Below are 14,841 nucleotides of genomic sequence, written 5' to 3' on the forward strand. Positions count from 1 at the left end.
CTGTGGGTGAGTAATTAACGCGACATATTGCCGCTATAGCAACAGCAGGAGCAGCACCTGCGAGGCAATGATCTTGCCGATAATTGTGGTGGGATAGACCGTGGCCCATCCGCGGCCGGCCAGCTCGGTGCCGGTTTGATCACGAATATAGGCAAAGACTGCAGGGTTGGTGGTCATGCCGGCCGCACAGCCCATGGCCTCGTCCCACTTCAGCTTCAGGACCAGCATGCCGATGACGCCGATCAGGATGGCGGAGACCAGCGTAATGATAAGGCCCACGCCCATGATGGTCAGGGAGGATGGATCCGTCAGGGCATCGCGGAAAGAGGCGCCGGCCGAGGTGCCCACGCCAGCGAGGAAGAGGGTCAGTCCCATATTAGAAATGGTTTCGCGCGTGTGAAATGGCATCTGCCAGTTAAGCGGACCTGTCCGGTTGAGGTAGCCCAGCAGCAGACCGACAACCACGGGGCCGCCACCAAAGCCCAGCTGCAAGGTGGAACCGCCCGGCATCGGAATCGGAATGAGGCCGAGCAACATACCCAGCGACAGGCCGATGGCCATGGACAGCAGGTCCGCGTTGCCCAAAGCGGCCTCAGAGTCACCGAGGTACTTGCGCACGTACGGCAGGCGGCTCGGGCTGGTTACTACGCGAACACGGTCCGAGTAGTTAAGCACCGTATCCGGGTGCGGAACAATGTCATTATCACCCTTGCGGACACGAGCGATGATAAAGCCGTGATCAAGAGCCTTGATCTCGCGGACGGACTTACCGGCAATATCCGGGTTGGACACGGTAATACGGGCGTACTTCAAACCGGCTTCCTCCGTCAGCTCCACCGGGTATTCTTCACCCAAAATCTCAATAGCCTTATCGACGGCCTCTTCAGAGCCGTTAAGCAGATAAGCCTCGCCCTCGCACAACGGCATTTCCGGAACAGCCAGGCGGTGGCGCTCTTCGTCAGAAATAATACGAGTAGCAACGACAGTCTGGCCGGTAACGCGGTAGATATGGCCAGCGGTGTCATTAAAGTTCTTGGTCAAACGCACGCCCTTGGCCACAAGCTCGGCGGGAATCATGCCCTCTGCGCGGGCATCTTCCTCATGGTTGACCTTGAGCACCTTAGCGCCAATGGCGGCAACGAGAATCGCGCCTATCACCGCGCCCGGATAAGCCAAGGAGTAACCGACAACCGGGGTGGAATCGCCCACCATTTCCACCACAGCGGCCATACCCGGCGTGGAGGAAAGCGAACCGGCAAACATACCGGTAGCTTCTGGCGCGCTCAGGTCAAAGGCGCGGATAAGGCCATAGCCGACCGCGACCAAAATAACCAGCATGCCCAGCATAAAGACGGTGAGCTTCCAACCGCGGGTTTTGAACTCGCGGACAAAGGAAGGCCCGAAGCTAAGGCCAATGGCATAAACGAAGATCGCCAGGCCAAATTGATAGACCAGCGGCGGAATTTGGATATCCGGATTGGCAGTAGATAGACCCAGCGCCACAAACATTGCAGCCGCGGCACCGAGGGAGATGCCGAAGATCTTGATCTTGCCAATCGCTAGACCCACCGCCATGATGACGAAGAGAGATAGCAAAGGACTTGAGGCGAGAAAATTCAACACCTTAATAGAATTACGTAGTGGTTATACCCGGATCAAGTTAACCACCCAGTGATAATGATCACTTTATCCCCCCTGAGGCTAAGATATGTGCTAGGCAACACCTTGCCAGGACCATGTGAAGCGGCGAACATCCTCATCTGCGCCGGCATAGTCTGCTGGCTCGCGGTCAATGCTGATAAATAGGTAGCGCTCCGCAATCTGCTCTACTAGTCCCCCACCCCATTCGGCAATAACCACGGCGTCTTCAAGCTCCGTGTCCAGGTCGAGGGCGTCGAGCTCCCCTAGCGGGTCTCCGGAATTAGCGCCGCCTTCATCGAGCAGGCGGTAGGCATCCACATGCACCAGGTCTGGCCCACCCACAGTGGAGCGGTGCACGCGGGCGATCACAAAGGTCGGCGAGGTAACGCGACCTTTAACCTGCATGCCCTTGGCAACGCCCTGCGTGAGCGTCGTCTTTCCAGCCCCCAACGGCCCATCCAGGATCACTACATCGCCGGCTTCAAGCGCTGCACCCAGTTCTTCCCCGAATGCGTAGGTTTCTTCCACCGTGGATAGGTCGCGGCTGCCGGATTCCGGAAAGCTACTGCGCATCATCTTCTCCTATATATTCGCGTTCGGTGCGGCCATCGGGCAGGCACACTACCTCATAGTTAATGGTTCCTGCCGCCGCGGCGAGATCCGTGGCCGATACTCCCCCGTTGCCAAAGATCACGGCTTCTTGCCCCGTGTCCACACCATGGGGGTTTTCGCCCAAGTCCACCACAATCTGGTCCATGCAGATACGGCCTACTTGGGGGTAGAGGTGCCCACCAATGCCTACGTGCAGGTCGCCCTGGTAGCCACGCGGCAGGCCATCGGCATAACCACAATCCACTGTGGCCAAAAATCCCGGCTTATCCGCCTTCCAGGTCAATCCATAGCACGTGCCCTCCCCCGGTTTAATGGGCTTGACGTTAAAAATCTGTCCGGACCAGGTCATGGCGGGGCGCAGGCCGTGCTCACGCCCTTCGATGGGCTCCAAGCCATAGCAGGCGGCGCCTACGCGCACCTGCTCAAAATAGGAGGAAGGGCGCGTCAGCACGGCAGGCGAATTGGCCAGGTGATTGACTGGGCACTCCAGGCCAATCTCGCGCGCGAGCCGCAGGGCCGCGCGAAACGCCTCCTCTTGGGCATCATTGTGCGGATTATCAGGCTCATCGGCACACGCAAAGTGAGACATGAGGCCGAGCACTTTGATGTGTGGGGCATCGCGCAGCACCTTAAAGGTCTCTGCCCAATCCTCTTCATCCACACCGGAGCGGTGCATGCCGGTTTCCACCTTGACGTATACCTCAGCAGGAAAATCGGCCTTGACCAGCTTATGCGCCTGCTCAAGGGAGTTGACCGCCACCTCGATTCCATTGGCCAAGGCTTCTTCGAGGATTTCATCTGTTTGCCAAATCCACGCCACGATGGGCGCATCCACGCCCGCGCGGCGCAGGTCCACGGCCTCCCGCAGGGTGGCCACGCCAAAGCAATCCGCGCCGGCGCACGCCATCACCGGCACAACCTTGGCCGCGCCATGCCCATAGGCATCGGCCTTGACCACGCACATCAGCTTGACCTCAGGCCCCACCTTTTCCTTGATGAGGCGGACGTTGTGCGCAATAGCGGAGAGATCAATCGTGGTTTTCAGCATGCCCACCATTGTGCCACTGCTCACCCTTGTGCTGAATTCGGGTAGGGTATGGCCCGTGCACCAGCATCGTGCCCGGGAAGATCCTTGATTTCTAGTGGTCGTGGAAACACCTGACATGGGTTAGGTGATTGTGTGGAGTCGAAATGGGTTCCGGATTCTGCTGTTGTGGCGCGGTTTGCGTCGTTGGTTCGGGCTGGTAGTTCAATACGGGCGGCTGCTGGGGTGGTTGGTTTAGCGCGGTCGGTGGCTTATCGGCTTGCTGGTGAGTTGGACTTGCCGCGCAAGCGCCGCAGGACTACTAGCTCGGATGACTGTGAGGAAATAGCTCGCCTGTGGCTGGAAGGTGTGGCACCGATGGATATTGCGCGCCAGCTTTCTATAGGCTCTTCTCCGGTGTACCGCATCGGTATTGAGCTTGGTTTGTGGAAGCGCAATCCGCATGGCCGAAAAGCTGCGGCCACAACTGACCGGTGTAGTTATCTGCAATTGCGCGCGAATGCTTTAGGCCGCAAAGATGCCGCTTTAGCCTGTGGCATTCATCCGCGTAATGCTGCTGATATAGACAAAGGTGTCATTAAGCTTTCCACTGGGCGTGTGCCTTTTGTCCCGGCTGGCCCAGATGTGGCGCTGTATAACAGGCTTATGCAGGTAATTGAGTACGTTGATGGTCGCCAAGCAGTTCCAGTCCAGGTTATTCCGCAACAGCGTATCGATAGGCGTATTTCTTCGCGCTACTTATCGGTAGAAGAACGCGAGCTCATCTTTGACCTTGACCGGCAAGGCAAAGGTGTACGTGAGATAGCTCGGCGTCTTCAGCGCTCTGCTGGCACTATCAGCAAGGAGCTTAAACGCAACCGGGATGAATTTGGGGTGTATCTTCCCACGCATGCGCACCGTAAATCGGTGTTGCGTAGGTTTAGACCGAAAAAGCGCAAGATTGATGCCAATCCACGTTTGCGCACCGTGGTCTGGGCGATGGTGAAAGATAGGTACTCGCCGGAGCAGATTTCTGGGAGGTTGCGCAGCTGCTACCCCGGTGATGAGACTATGTACGTGTGTCCTGAAACTATTTATCAGTCTTTGTATTTCCAGGCTAAAGGTGAGTTGAAAAAGGAAGTCGCTGCTGCACTGCGTCGCGGTCACGCCCAACGTCGACCTCGTGGCACGCGCAGTGCCCGCAGGCGGTTTGTTGACCCTATGGTGATGATTTCCGACCGGCCAGCAGAAGTAGACGACCGAGCAGTACCAGGTCATTGGGAAGGCGACCTCATTTTAGGCGCGGGTAATAAGTCTGCAATTGGCACGCTAGTAGAGCGAACCACGCGCTATGTCATCTTGCTGCATTTACCTAATGGGCATAGTGCTACCGAAGTAAATAAAGCACTTACTAAAGCGATTGCTACCTTGCCAGATCATCTCAAAGGATCACTTACCTGGGATCAGGGAAGTGAAATGGCCTGCCATAAGGCCTTTTCTGTAGCTACAAAGTGTCCCGTGTTCTTCTGCGATCCTGGTTCGCCGTGGCAGCGAGGCACCAATGAAAACACCAATGGACTACTAAGGCAGTACTTCCCTAAAGGAACAGACCTAAGCGTCCATAGTGCAGCGGACCTAGAATTCGTCGCCATGCAACTCAACCGCCGCCCCCGCAAAACCCTGGGCTTTCAAACACCAGCCGAGAAAATGGCCGCACTGATAAACTCAACCGAAACATAAGAAGTGTTTCCACGACCACTAGAATCCGCCGATCTGTGCGCAGCAGAAAAGCCCCCTTACCTCCCATGCAAGAAACGCGGTAAGTAAGGGGAGCTTAGCTAGTACCGTTCGGCGTGGATTACTCCACGGTCACGGACTTGGCCAGGTTACGCGGCTGATCCACGTCGTAGCCCTTGGACTTTGCTACATGGGCGGCAAAGATCTGCAGCGGCACGGTGGCCAGCAGCGGCTGCATGAGGGTCGGCGCCTTCGGGATGCGGATGACGTGGTTAGCGTAATCCTCCACGGCGGTATCGCCTTCTTCCGCAATCACGATGGTGATGGCACCGCGGGCGCGGATCTCCTGGATATTGGAGACGACCTTGGAGTGCAGGGAGTCGCGGCCGCGCGGGGACGGCACGATGACGAAGACCGGCTGGCCTTCTTCAATCAGCGCAATCGGGCCGTGCTTGAGCTCGCCGGCGGCAAAGCCCTCGGCGTGCAGGTAGGCGATCTCCTTGAGCTTCAGCGCACCCTCAAGCGCTACAGGGAAGCCGACGTGGCGGCCCAAGAAGAGCACGGATTCCGCATCCTTCATGGAGTTGGCCAGGTTGGCCACCTGGTCCTCTTCGTCGATGACGTTTTGGACCTTGTCCGGCATGTGACGCAGCTCAGCAAGAACGCTCTGGATTTCATCGGCGAACATGTTGCCGCGCAGCTGGGCCAGGTAGAGGCCGAGCAGGTAGGTGGCGGTAATCTGCGCCAGGAAGGCCTTGGTGGAGGCCACGGCGATTTCCGGACCGGCGTGGGTGTAGAGCGCGGCATCGGATTCGCGCGGGATGGACGAGCCCTGGGTATTGCAGATGGCAATAACCTTAGCGCCCTGCTGGCGGGCGTGGCGCACGGCCATCAAGGTATCCATGGTCTCGCCGGACTGGGACAGTGCAACAACGAGGGTCTTCTCGTTCACAATCGGATCGCGGTAGCGGAACTCGTGGGCGAGCTCAACCTCGGTAGGAATGCGACACCAGTGCTCGATAGCGTAGCGTGCCACGTGGCCGGCATAAGCGGCGGTACCGCAGGCAATGACGATGATCTTGTCGATGGACTTCAAAACGGTCTCATCGATTCGCAGATCATCGAGAGCCAGCTGGCCTTGTTCATCGAAGCGGCCGAGGAGGGTATCGCGCACAGCGGCGGGCTGATCGTGGATTTCCTTTTCCATGAAGGAATCAAAGCCGCCCTTTTCCGCGGCGGCGGCATCCCACTTGATTTCAAATGGCTTGCCCTGTGCAGGGTTGCCCTCATAATCGGTGATTTCTACCTCGTCGGCGGTGATGGTCACGACCTGGTCGTTATCCATCTCCACGGCGGACTTGGTGTAGTCAATGAAGCCGGATACATCGGAGCCGAGGAAGTTTTCGCCCTCGCCTAGGCCGATAACCAACGGCGAGTCACGGCGAGCGGCAACGATGCGATCGGCCTGCTCGGCGTGGATGGCCAGCAGGGTGAATGCGCCCTCCAGGCGAGAACAGGTCAGCTGCATGGCCTTGGTCAGGTCACCAGCGGTCTCGTTGTGGAAGACATCGCCCAGCAACGTAGCGGCAACCTCAGTGTCGGTCTCGGAAACGAAATTGTAGCCCTTATTCAAAAGCTCGGACTTAAGCTCGGCAAAGTTCTCAATGATGCCGTTGTGCACCACGGCCAGCTTGCCACCATCGACCACGTGCGGGTGCGCATTCAGATCGGTAGGGCCACCATGGGTAGCCCAGCGGGTATGGCCAATGCCCAGCACGGAGTCTGGCAACGGGCGGGCCTCAATCTCAGCATCCAGCGCAGCGACCTTACCGGCCTTCTTGCGCCAGCTGATGTCCCCGTCGGCGTACATTGCTACGCCAGCGGAGTCATAGCCGCGGTATTCCAAACGGCGCAGCCCTTCCAGAACTACGTCGAGGGCGAAGTAATCACGGTCACCACCAGCGTGACCAATATATCCAACAATTCCACACATGGTTGCTGATTTTACAGCACGAGGGGCAAACCTCTAGGCGGGCGGGGCGTCGGCAAGTAAGGCCTAACACCCCACCCGCTAGTGCGCTGGGAAAACTAGCGCGTCGCCTGCTCCAAAAGCTCCAGAATGTGGTGATAATCCTCGCCGGTAGCGCGGGTCAGGCCAAGCTCGCAGGTGCGGTTGGTCGAGGCATGATACTGCGCCCCGATCTCCTTGACTTGCGCTGCTTCGGCGCGCGTTGCGGCGTCGGTTAGCTCCGGATGCAACATGCCGCGGTCGCCGGCATAGCCACAGCAATTCCAGTCAGTTGGAATGTGTACCTCGGCCGCGGCAGCGCGGGCTACCTTCTCCATGTCTTCCATCATGCCCAGCTGGAAGGCAGAGCAGGTGGGGTGCACGGTCACGGAGGCCGCCGGATTGTTGACCGCCAGCTGCGGCAGGAGGGTATCGGCTGTAAAGCTAATGGCGTCGATGACGGTAATGCCCACCGACTCCAGCATGTCCTTAAAACCGGCAGTGCAGCTGCTGGCATCCACGATGACCGGCAGGCGCGCACCATCGGTGGCCTCCATGACGATATCGCGCACGCGCTGTTCCATTGCATCGTGGCCGGCCTGCATGCCCTTAGAAGCCCATGGGGTGCCACAGCAGAGCTTGTCGATGCCCTCCGGAACCTCCAGCGCTACCCCGGCGCGCTCCAAGAGAGCCACGAAGGAATCGGTAGTGCCCTTGCCACCGCCCTGCGGGCCAAACATGGTGTTCACGCAGGCAGGCAGATAAATACCGGTGGTCTGCGCGTAGCGATCACCCACGCGCCCGGCCAAGCGGCCACGGGACTTGCCACCCTTGCCCAGCTCCGGCTGGTACTGCGGCAGGTTATCGGTGCCAATGAGACTGCGGCCCACGTCGGTGACCTTCTTGACCAGCTCGGTAGGCAGCAGGTGCGCACCGGTCAGCGCCAGCCCGGCACCTTGGCTAACCACCTGCCAATTCTTGGCGGCAGCGCCCCACAGCTTTTGCTGCGCCGGCTGGGCCTCCTCGCGGCGCAGGCGCTTGATGAACTTACCGGTATCGATACCTACCGGGCAGGCAGTGCGGCACATGGAATCTACCGCGCAGGTCTCGATACCCATGTATTCATAGGCCTCATCCAGCTCGGCTACGAGCTGGCTATCGCCGGCTTCTTCCGCGCGCTTGCGGGCGCGGCGCACCACAATGCGTTGGCGTGGGGTCAGCGTGAGATCGCGCGACGGGCAAACCGGCTCGCAGTAGCCGCACTCCACGCAGCGGTCCACTTCCTCTTCCACGGTGGGGTTGAGCTTGATGTTTTTGATGTGCGCGTCTGGGTCATCGTCCAAGATAACGCCTGGATTCATCGTGTTGGTGGGATCGCAGGCCCGCTTGAGTTCTTGCATGACCGCGTAGAGTTCGTCGCCGTACTGGCGGCGCACATACGGCGCCATGGCGCGGCCGGTGCCGTGCTCGGCCTTGAGGTTGCCCTCGGCGGAGAGGACCAAATCCACCATGCCCTCGTTGAAGTCGTTGTACCGACCAATGGCGTCATCGCCTTCAAAGCGGTCCGTAAGCAAGAAGTGGATATTGCCGTCCTTGGCGTGGCCGAAGATAACGGCATCGTCATAGCCATAACGGGTAAATAGTTCCTGCAGCGAGGAACAGGTATCAGCCAGATCGCCGACGGGTACTACGATGTCTTCCAAAAGGGCCGTCGTACCGGACGGGCGTGCCTCTGCTACTTGGGCGTAGAGACCCTTGCGGAAGTTCCACGCGGCATTGCGAGCGGCGGTGTCTGCAGAGAAAGCGGCCGGGGACTGCAATGGCAGCTCGCGCAAGAGCTGCGAGCCCTTGCCCTCCTTATCGCGCAACTCCTCTTCTGCATCCGCATGGTATTCGATGAGCAGTGCGGCCTGCTTGTCCACATCGAAACCGGTGATGGCCTGCGGAACCTTGTCAAAGCCTTGGCCCACGCGAATAGAGGCGGAGTCCATTAGCTCCAAGGTGGCCGCCCCGGTATCCAGCAGAGCCGGCAGGGACTTGGTGGCAGCGGTGAGGTCATCAAATACCGCCACCGTGGTGGTGGTCAGCTTAGAAATCGGCACGGTGCGGAAAACCGCTTCCGCAATAAAGGCCAGGGTGCCCTCCGAGCCGATAAGCAGGTGCTCAAAAAGTTTGACCGGGCTATCAAAGTCCAAGAAGGAATTGAGGCCATAGCCCATCGTGTTTTTCAGCTGGAAGTGGCGGCGGATAATATCCACGGACTCTTGATTATCGCGCACGCGGCGCTGCAGGCGGATAAGCGTGTCCACCAGCTCCGGCTCCTGCGCTTGGAACTGCCGGTCGGCGTCCGGATCGGCGGTGTTAATCACGGTGCCGGTGGGCAGCACGAAGGTCAGCGATTCCAGGGTGTTATACGTATTGAGCTCAGTGCCGCAGGCCATGCCGGAAGAGTTATTGGCCACCACGCCGCCAATGGTGCAGGCAGACTCACTCGCCGGATCCGGGCCGAGCTTGCGGTTGCGCAGGCCCAACCGAGCATTAACCTGGCGCACCGTCGCACCAGGCTGGACGCGCACGCGCTTGCCCTCATCCAGCACCTCGATGCCGCGGAAGTGCTTGCGCACGTCCACCAGGTAACCATCGCCAGAGGCCTGGCCGGCAAGGGACGTGCCGCCAGAGCGCAGGGTTACCGGAACATTCTGCTGTCGGCCCGCACGGAAGATGGCGGCCACGTGCTCGGCGGAGCGAGCCTCGATGACTGCCTTGGGGGTGTACAGGTAGTGCGAGGCATCGGAGGCATGCGCCACGCGGTCAATAACCTCGGTTTTTACCTCCATCCCGTAGCGGTTAGAAAGTTCTTCCACATCAACGACACCGGTAGTCATGTACCGCAGCCCGCCTTCCCAGAAAAATAGAGTATGTAGTTGCCCACACATTGCACTCCCCTGCGCACAGGCGCGCAAGTTAGGAGGGGCTTAGGAAAGCTTTTCCACCACACCCGTAGCTCGGCTGGATACTGCGCAGACATTTCTCAGATAAACCCGCACCCTTTCCCGCCTAGCGGGTGATCTTCATCTATCCTGGAATGCGTGTCTGCGAATTTGAATAAACATCTAGCAACGTTGTCGAAGCGTGGTCGCAACCGAGTTTTGGTTGGCGACCTTGACTATGCCGGAATCACCGGCAAGGTTTATACCCCCGCGGAGGGCCAAAGCCTGCCCGCCGTGGCCTTTGGCCATGACTGGATGCACAAGATTAAGGATTACCACGCCACCCTGCGCCACCTAGCTAGCTGGGGCATCGTCGTGGTAGCCCCCGATTCCGAGACCGGCCCCTTCCCCAACCACCGCAACTTGGCCGCGGATATGGAATCCGCGCTGCAGATTGCCGCTGGGGTAAAACTTGGCGCCGGAAATATTACGGTCTCCCCGGGCAAGCTCGGCATGATTGGCCACGGCATGGGCGGTGGTACGGCCGTGCTTGGCGCCTTGGATAACCAGAAGGTCGCCGCCGTCGCCGCCATTTACCCTTCCATCACCGCGCCGTCTGCGGTGCAGGCGGCCCGCCGCATTAATACCCCGGGCTTGGTCATTGGCGCCGGCCAGGAAGACATTTTCAATGCCGGCAACCCCGCCAAGCTAGCCTATAACTGGAATGGCCCAGTCTGCTTCCGCGCCATCGACAAGGGCAGTCACGCTGGCTTTACCGAGGATCGCCTGCGCAAGCTGGCCATCGGCACCGCCGCATTCCAATCCGGCCCCACCGAAATCGCCCGCGGTTTGGTCACCGGATTCTTGCTAGCCACCCTCAATGGCGATTCCACCTATGACGCCTTTGCGGATCCAGAGGCCAGCGCGAAGAAGGTCCAAAGCCTCGTAGGCGAGGACTTGGCCGAGCGCGCAGGTGTCACCCGCGACGCCTAAGTATTAGCCCCGCCGCAGCACAGATTGCACCTGCCCCGACGCGTTCCGTGAGCGCGCCGGGGCAGCGCCATATCGGGGCCTTGGCACCGCCGCCGCTTGCCGACGCCCCACCTGTCCTTTCTCCCTTCGCGCCTCCTGCATGGCTTTATCCGCGGACTTTTCTAGCTCGTCCTGCGCTTTCGCCAGCGTTTTTTCAAATTCCAGCAGGCGTTTAGCCGTCCTTTCCCGAAAGCCCTGCGCAAATTCTGCGAAGTCGTTATTCATTACCACTGACCTGCCTTTCGTGCCTTAATGGTTGGTTCTTCTGGAGCGGGCGCCGCCTCCTGCTGCGGTGCCGGCTGTGGTGACGGTGCCGGTGCTGGTTCAGGAACTGGGGCTGGTGGCGGTGCCTCCGCTGGACCGGACGCCGGGAGGTGTGCCGCCTTCTCTGGCGGCGGCGTTGGCTCCTCTACCTGAGACAGCTCAGGAGGCGGAGTCATGACGCCATCATCACCAGTTGGCTCCGGTTTGGGCTCTGGCTCTGGCTCTGGTTTAGGTTCCGGGCAGGGATCAGGTTCTGGCTCAAGCTCCGCCTCAGGAACGGGGTCCGGTTCAGGTTCCTGCACTGGGCAATCCGCCTCCGACATGATCTCCAAGCACTGCGCGGCGCCTTCCACAATGAGTCCCACGCCTACCAAAGCGATTCCGGCCCCCACCATGCCGAGGCTGCCGCTGCAAGAGGATTCAATTCCACAGCCTTCTGAGCTGGTTTGGGTCGTTTCCACACATTCTTCGGTACTTTCCGGGCAGAGCGTTTCCTCGCCTGCGCCCGATTCAGAAGCGGGCTCCGTATCCAAGTCTGGTTTAGGTTTCGGCTCTGGCTGAGGTTCAGGTTCCGGGCACGGTTCTTCTACTTGCTGTGGCTGTTCTGGCGGCTCCTGCGGCGGAATGATCTCCGCCTGTGCCGGCCTAGTGATCTCTACTTCGCGCTGGGACTGCGATGGACGCTCGGTAAATGATTGCTCGGTGCACTCTTGGCAATGGCAGCCGAGACCGTGTTCTGCAGTGGTCTCCATGTGCACTTCCGGCTTGGCTGAAGGCTCGGGAGTAGGTGTGCTAGTCCGCTCCGGCTCCGGTTCGGGGCATTCCCTTGGTGGAACTGGTGGTGGCGAAGGAGGCGTCGGCTGTGGCGGCGCGGAAGTGGTGTGGCTCGATTCTTGTTTTGAGTAAGGCTCCGGCATGGGCGTGGGCTCTGGTGGGCACTCCACTTGAGCCGGCTCGGTGGGCTGCGAGGGCGGAGGCGGGCATTCTTCCTTCGGCATCGGCTTAGTGGGAATAGGAGTGTCCGGGCATTGTTCTACCGGTGCAGGGCAGGCACCATCTGCAGGTTTAGCCGGCGTCGGGCATTCTTCCGGCATCGGACGCTCACAGACGCATTCGCAGCGTGATTCAAACTCGTTATAGCAGGACTCAATCGCATCATCGCGGTCGCGGCAGGTGCTAGCGATATTGTGATTCGTCTCTTCGATAACGCGCCCGCCGATGGTGGAAAGAATCGGGATGATAAACCGGGCCAGCGGGTGCTTGGTGGCCACCATGGACAGGATATTCAGCAATGGGATGACCGCAGAGATGAGCTCGGTAAGGGCAGTGTCGGAGACATCGACGACGTCGGCAATAGCGCCCGAGCACTGCTCCGCCGAGCTGGTGAGATGTGCGGCATCTTGGCGGTCAATGTCGAAGTCTTCCTGCACGCCGCACAGGTGCTCGCGCATGGCGCCCTGAGCAACCTCGGAATCATCTTGCTGCAAATAGCCCGCTAGTCCAGCACCGCCTCCCTTCGGGCGGTTTCCGCCCACGGCCGCAACGGTATTTTTCACCAAGTTTTCGGGCGCAATACCGTCCACCGCACCGACTAGCTCCCCCAGCAGGTTCATGGGCATGCTGGGGCCCGAGTAGCTTCCCAAGCATGCGAATTGGAATTGGGAGATCGCGTTGGAATAGTCCCCCAGCAGGGATTTTGTCAGCGTACTCACTTGCTGTCCGCCTCCCCGCCGCGCGCAAAGGAGCTGCCGAAGGACTCATCAAAATCGGCAAAGGCGCGCACCTGTTCATGGGCGGCATGGGCGGTGGCAGATAAATTATCCAACCTCTGCCCGCCGCGCTCATGGATGCGCGCCAAGACATTGCGAATGCGCTCACCGTGGCCGCCAAAGTTGCGTCCAGCCGCGGCCACCGGAAAATCCGGTACCTCGGCCCGGTGGGCATCGCGTTGTTCGTCATTATCGGCCACGACCTGCCGTAGTGCGGACATCGCCTCCGAGGGGCGAAGAAAAACCTCAGACACTGGTGTATTCCCCCAAATCCATATGCGGTAAAAGTTCTCACCTTCATTGGACTGGGGATTGCGCCAAATGGTTCCCTAGGAGGCCAAAATTTTCCGCCCCGGCGGTTGTCCTAGACCGAGGAAACGATGGCGGAAAGCCTCCCGGCAACCTTGCGTGCCTGCTCCTTATCGGCGGCCTCCACCATGACGCGGAAAACCTCCTCAGTGCCGGAGGGGCGCAGCAGGACGCGGCCGGTTTCGCCGAGTTCTTCCTCAGCCTGGGCAATGGCTTCTTGTACTTCGGGGGCGTCCATGATGACACCCTTATCAGAAACCGGCACGTTAATGAGCACCTGCGGCAGCACGGTCATCACCGATGCCAATTCCTTCAGGGACTTTCCGGACTTGGCCATGCGCGCCATGATGGACAGGCCAGTAAGCGTGCCGTCGCCAGTCGTGCAATCATCTGGCAACACCACGTGGCCGGACTGCTCGCCGCCCAAGGAGAAATCGCCGCGGTTGAGCTCTTCCAGTACGTAGCGGTCACCTACTGCGGTGTGGCGCACCTCGATGCCTTGTTCCTGCATGGCTAGCTTCAGGCCCAGGTTAGACATGACGGTTGCTACCAGAGTGTTATAGCGCAGGTCATTATCTTCCTTCATGCCTACGGCCAGCAGTGCCATAATCTGGTCACCGTCGACAACATTGCCCTCGGCGTCCACAGCCAGGCAACGGTCGGCGTCGCCATCGTGTGCCAAGCCCAGATCGGCGCCATGCTCGACGACGGCCGCCTGTGCCTTTTCAATGTGCGTCGAACCGCAGTCCTCATTGATATTAAAGGCATTCGGCTTGTTGTGGATAGCAATAACTTCTGCACCAGCCGCCTCATAAGCGATCGGAGCAACCTTGGAAGCCGCACCATTGGCGGTGTCTACGACCACCTTGATGCCGCTGAGGTCGGTGGAGACCACTTCCTTCAAGTGGTTGAGGTAGCGCTCGCGCCCATCCGGGGCCTCCGAGATGATGCGGCCCAGCTTGGTGCCAGTCGGGCCATCCTCGGTGAGGTTTTCCATGGTGGCCTGAATCTGATCTTCTACCTCGTCCGGCAGCTTCTTGCCACCTGCGGAGAAGAACTTGATGCCGTTGTCTGGCATCGGGTTGTGGGAGGCGGAAATCATCACGCCTAAATCCGCACCATAGTCATCCGTCAGGTAAGCAATTGCTGGGGTTGGCAGCACGCCTACGCGCACCACGTCCACGCCGCGGGAAGCCAGACCGGACGCAATCGCCGCATCCAGCATCTCGCCAGAAACACGTGGGTCGCGACCAATGATGGCCAGCGGCTGGCGCTCGTAGGATTCACGCTTGGCGGTAAATACCTCCGCAGCGGCCTGGCCTAGTTGCAAGGCCAGAATAGGGGTCAGCTTCTTGTTCGCGAGGCCGCGAACGCCATCGGTTCCAAAAAGTCGAGTCATGCAGTCAATTATGCACTCCTGTGCCCATCGATTGCATGTTGGGGCGGTTTAGGCGGAAGCAAGGGGTTAAGGGTCAAAATGTGTGTCTGGCTCGGCGTGTCGCTGGGGTTGAGGTT

The 14,841-nt window shown here is 59.6% G+C and carries 11 protein-coding genes; 2 read left to right on the forward strand and 9 right to left on the reverse strand.

Features of this window, described 5'->3' with window-relative positions; all coding sequences use genetic code 11:
- Nucleotides 1–33 precede the first annotated feature (33 nt).
- From LG376_RS01250 to alr, 3 genes are all read right to left on the reverse strand, one after another.
- On the reverse strand, nt 34–1,623 hold the full coding sequence (locus tag LG376_RS01250; RefSeq protein WP_198492539.1) for an aspartate:alanine exchanger family transporter: 1,590 nt from the start codon (nt 1,621–1,623) through the stop codon (nt 34–36).
- Between the two features lie 90 nt (nt 1,624–1,713).
- Nucleotides 1,714–2,214 (reverse strand): tRNA (adenosine(37)-N6)-threonylcarbamoyltransferase complex ATPase subunit type 1 TsaE, encoded by a 501-nt coding sequence (gene tsaE, locus LG376_RS01255; protein ID WP_049378901.1) that lies wholly within the window; start codon nt 2,212–2,214, stop codon nt 1,714–1,716.
- Nucleotides 2,204–3,307 (reverse strand): alanine racemase, encoded by a 1,104-nt coding sequence (alr, locus tag LG376_RS01260; protein ID WP_225747347.1) that lies wholly within the window; start codon nt 3,305–3,307, stop codon nt 2,204–2,206. Before alr ends, tsaE begins: the two co-directional genes overlap by 11 nt.
- A 636-nt stretch (nt 3,308–3,943) precedes the next feature.
- Here alr and LG376_RS01265 point away from each other — a divergent pair.
- Nucleotides 3,944–5,017 (forward strand): IS30 family transposase, encoded by a 1,074-nt coding sequence (locus tag LG376_RS01265; protein ID WP_225747348.1) that lies wholly within the window; start codon nt 3,944–3,946, stop codon nt 5,015–5,017.
- Between the two features lie 118 nt (nt 5,018–5,135).
- Here the strand turns inward: LG376_RS01265 and glmS are convergent, their stop codons facing one another.
- Both glmS and LG376_RS01275 read right to left on the reverse strand, forming a co-directional pair.
- Nucleotides 5,136–7,007, reverse strand: coding sequence for a glutamine--fructose-6-phosphate transaminase (isomerizing) (gene glmS, locus LG376_RS01270; protein WP_049378900.1), 1,872 nt, complete (start codon nt 7,005–7,007; stop codon nt 5,136–5,138).
- 95 nt (nt 7,008–7,102) lie between these two features.
- The gene (locus tag LG376_RS01275; protein WP_225745949.1) at nt 7,103–9,907 is read right to left on the reverse strand and encodes an FAD-binding and (Fe-S)-binding domain-containing protein; all 2,805 of its coding nucleotides are present in this window, start codon (nt 9,905–9,907) and stop codon (nt 7,103–7,105) included.
- Between the two features lie 204 nt (nt 9,908–10,111).
- On the opposite strand from LG376_RS01275, the gene LG376_RS01280 reads away from it, so the two are divergent.
- Nucleotides 10,112–10,945 (forward strand): dienelactone hydrolase family protein, encoded by an 834-nt coding sequence (locus tag LG376_RS01280; RefSeq protein ID WP_225745950.1) that lies wholly within the window; start codon nt 10,112–10,114, stop codon nt 10,943–10,945.
- A 3-nt stretch (nt 10,946–10,948) separates the two neighbouring features.
- Here LG376_RS01280 and LG376_RS01285 read toward each other — a convergent pair whose 3' ends face one another.
- The 4 genes from LG376_RS01285 to glmM all read right to left on the reverse strand — a co-directional run bounded on the left by LG376_RS01285 (nt 10,949) and on the right by glmM (nt 14,725).
- Nucleotides 10,949–11,209 (reverse strand): hypothetical protein, encoded by a 261-nt coding sequence (locus LG376_RS01285; protein WP_005322739.1) that lies wholly within the window; start codon nt 11,207–11,209, stop codon nt 10,949–10,951.
- Nucleotides 11,209–12,960 carry a hypothetical protein gene (locus LG376_RS01290; RefSeq protein WP_225747400.1) on the reverse strand — a complete coding sequence of 584 codons (1,752 nt, stop codon included), beginning with the start codon at nt 12,958–12,960 and terminating at the stop codon, nt 11,209–11,211. The genes LG376_RS01285 and LG376_RS01290 overlap by 1 nt, the downstream gene beginning before the upstream one ends.
- Nucleotides 12,957–13,271 (reverse strand): hypothetical protein, encoded by a 315-nt coding sequence (locus tag LG376_RS01295; protein ID WP_225745951.1) that lies wholly within the window; start codon nt 13,269–13,271, stop codon nt 12,957–12,959. Before LG376_RS01295 ends, LG376_RS01290 begins: the two co-directional genes overlap by 4 nt.
- Before the next feature lie 110 nt (nt 13,272–13,381).
- Nucleotides 13,382–14,725 carry a phosphoglucosamine mutase gene (glmM, locus tag LG376_RS01300; RefSeq protein ID WP_225745952.1) on the reverse strand — a complete coding sequence of 448 codons (1,344 nt, stop codon included), beginning with the start codon at nt 14,723–14,725 and terminating at the stop codon, nt 13,382–13,384.
- Nucleotides 14,726–14,841 lie beyond the last annotated feature (116 nt).

Source organism: Corynebacterium sp. Marseille-P4611 (assembly GCF_916618765.1).
GTDB lineage: Bacteria > Actinomycetota > Actinomycetes > Mycobacteriales > Mycobacteriaceae > Corynebacterium > Corynebacterium marquesiae.

Excerpts from the sequence above, each read along its gene's own strand:
- glmM (WP_225745952.1), bottom strand. The coding sequence starts at position 14,725 with ATGACTCGACTTTTTGGAACCGATGGCGTTCGCGGCCTCGCGAACAAG.
- LG376_RS01275 (WP_225745949.1), bottom strand. The coding sequence starts at position 9,907 with ATGACTACCGGTGTCGTTGATGTGGAAGAACTTTCTAACCGCTACGGG.
- LG376_RS01285 (WP_005322739.1), bottom strand. The coding sequence starts at position 11,209 with ATGAATAACGACTTCGCAGAATTTGCGCAGGGCTTTCGGGAAAGGACG.
- glmS (WP_049378900.1), bottom strand. The coding sequence starts at position 7,007 with ATGTGTGGAATTGTTGGATATATTGGTCACGCTGGTGGTGACCGTGAT.
- LG376_RS01265 (WP_225747348.1), top strand. The coding sequence starts at position 3,944 with ATGCAGGTAATTGAGTACGTTGATGGTCGCCAAGCAGTTCCAGTCCAG.
- tsaE (WP_049378901.1), bottom strand. The coding sequence starts at position 2,214 with ATGCGCAGTAGCTTTCCGGAATCCGGCAGCCGCGACCTATCCACGGTG.